The 2210-nt window shown below is 72.1% G+C and carries 2 protein-coding genes; both read left to right on the forward strand.

The features are described from left to right. On the forward strand, positions 1-1760 hold a 1760-nt coding region (locus VF542_RS13510; RefSeq protein ID WP_408652227.1), incomplete at its 5' end, for a 3'-5' exonuclease. 60 nt (positions 1761-1820) lie between these two features. After that, positions 1821-2210, forward strand: a 390-nt coding sequence (locus VF542_RS13515; protein WP_408652228.1) for a M20/M25/M40 family metallo-hydrolase, incomplete at its 3' end; no start/stop codon positions are given.

Genomic DNA, 2210 nt, shown 5'->3' on the forward strand with positions numbered 1-2210 from the left:
CAGCCGACCCAGCCGACACCAACGCTGCCGGAGCTGCCAACGCTGCCGGAGCTGCCAACGCTGCCGGAGCCTCGGCCGGACCGAACCAGCTGGACGACGACGAGCGGATCGAGCCGTCCCTGGTGGAAGCACTCGACGATCTCGGCGAGGCGTCGCAGTACTCCGCCGAGGGCTACCGGCGGCTGGCCGAGTGTGCGGCGATGTTGCGCGGGCTGCGGCGGCGGCTGGAGCTGCCGCTGCCGGACCTGGTGGCCGAGATCGAACGCGCGCTCGGGCTCGACGTCGAGGTCGCGGCCAGGTCCGGAGCCGAGCACGCGGGCCGGGCCAATCTCGACCGGTTCATCGACGAGGCGGCCCGGTTCGCCAGCGATCGCGCCGGTGCCGGGGTGTCGGCCTTTCTCGGTTACCTGCGGGCTGCCGAGGAGGAGGAGTACGGGCTCAAGCCGGCGACTCTGGAGGTGTTGCCCGACCGGGTCCAGATCTTGACGGTGCATGGCGCCAAGGGACTGGAGTGGGACGTGGTGGCGGTGGCCGGCTTGGTCGCCGACGGCTTTCCCGACCAGGCCAAGAACCACGACTGGGCCAGTACCCCGGCGCTGCTTCCCTCGCCGCTGCGCGGTGACGCCGCCGAGCTGCCGGTGCTGGACTTCGCCGGCTGCCAGCACCACGGCGACAGCGAGGCGCGGATCGCCGAGCACCGAACCCGGATGAAGGAGCGGCACCTGAACGAGGAACGCCGGCTGGCCTACGTGGCCTTCACCCGCGCCCGCAAGGCGCTGTACGCCAGCGGAGCTGCCTGGGGTGCCGGCAGCAAGCCGCGTCCGGCGTCGGTGTTCCTGGAGGAGCTGCGCGAGTCGGACGCGGTCGAGGTGGACGGCTGGTGGCAGCTGGCGGACGGGGAGCAGAACCCGATGTCAGGGACGGAACTCGGCCAGAGCTGGCCGGCCGATCCGCTGGCTGGCCGGCGTGCCGTGATCGAGCGCGGCGCCGGCCGGGTACTGACCGCCCTGGGCCACCTGCGCACCTCGAACACCGCGGGTGAGGCCAGCCAGCTGGCCGTCTCCCAGCGCAGCCCGCTGGCCAAGCTGTGGGAGCGGGACGTGGAGCTGTTGCTGGCCGAACGGGCGGCAGCGGCCGAGCCGGGCGTGATCGAGGTGGCGATACCGGAGCAGCTGTCGGTCTCGGATGTGGTGGCGCTGTCTGCCGATCCCGGCGAGCTGGCCCGCCGGCTTCGCAGGCCGTTGCCCCAGCAGCCGGCCAAGCAGGCCAGGCGGGGCACGGCATTCCATACCTGGCTCGAGCAGCGCTGGGCCGCCGAGTCGCTGCTGGACATCGACGACCTGCCGGGCGCGGTCGACGAGCTGGCCGACACGGGCGAGCTCGAAGCCCTGAAGGCCGCGTTCGAGCGCAGCAGCTGGGCCGACCGGACCCCGATCGCGGTCGAGGTCGGATTCGAGATGTCCTTCGGCGCGCGGGTGGTCCGTGGCCGGATGGACGCCGTCTTCGCCGAACCCGACGGCCGCTTCACCGTCGTCGACTGGAAGACCGGCCGGCCGCCGACCGGTGCCGACGCCGACGCCAAGGCGGTGCAGCTGGCTCTCTACCGGCTGGCCTGGGCGGCCATCCGCGGCATCCCCGACACCGAGCTCGACTCGGTCGGCGCGGCGTTCTACTACGTTGGGGCGGCCCGGACGGTGGCACCGGCGAACCTGCTCGACGCCCGCCAGCTGCGTGAACTCATCAACGGCGCCGCCGTCTGATGTGCCCGACGCCCTGACCTTGCGCTGCCACCGAGCCCGGCGAGCGATAATCTCCCGAACGTGACCACTGACGTTCGTTCCTTCGTGACAGACCATTCCGCCGACCTGCTCGCCGATCTCGACGCCTGGTTGCGGATCCCCGGCATCAGCGCCCAGCCCGAACGCCGCGACGATGTGATCCGCAGCGCGGAGTGGTTCGCCGAGGCCTGCCGGCGCACCGGCTTTCCGGTCGTGGAGATCTGGCCGACGGCGGGAATGCCCACCGTCTATGCCGAATGGCCGAGCGAGGACCCGGACGCACCGACCGTCCTGGTGTACGGCCACCACGACGTCCAGCCGGTCGACCCGCTGGAGCTGTGGCACACCGACCCGTTCGAGCCCACCGTCGACGGCCCGGTGTTGCGGGCCCGCGGCGCCTCCGACGACAAGGGCCAGCTGCTGTTCCACCTG

Source organism: Jatrophihabitans sp., assembly GCF_036389215.1.
In the GTDB taxonomy this organism is placed as follows: Bacteria; Actinomycetota; Actinomycetes; order Mycobacteriales; family Jatrophihabitantaceae; genus Jatrophihabitans_A.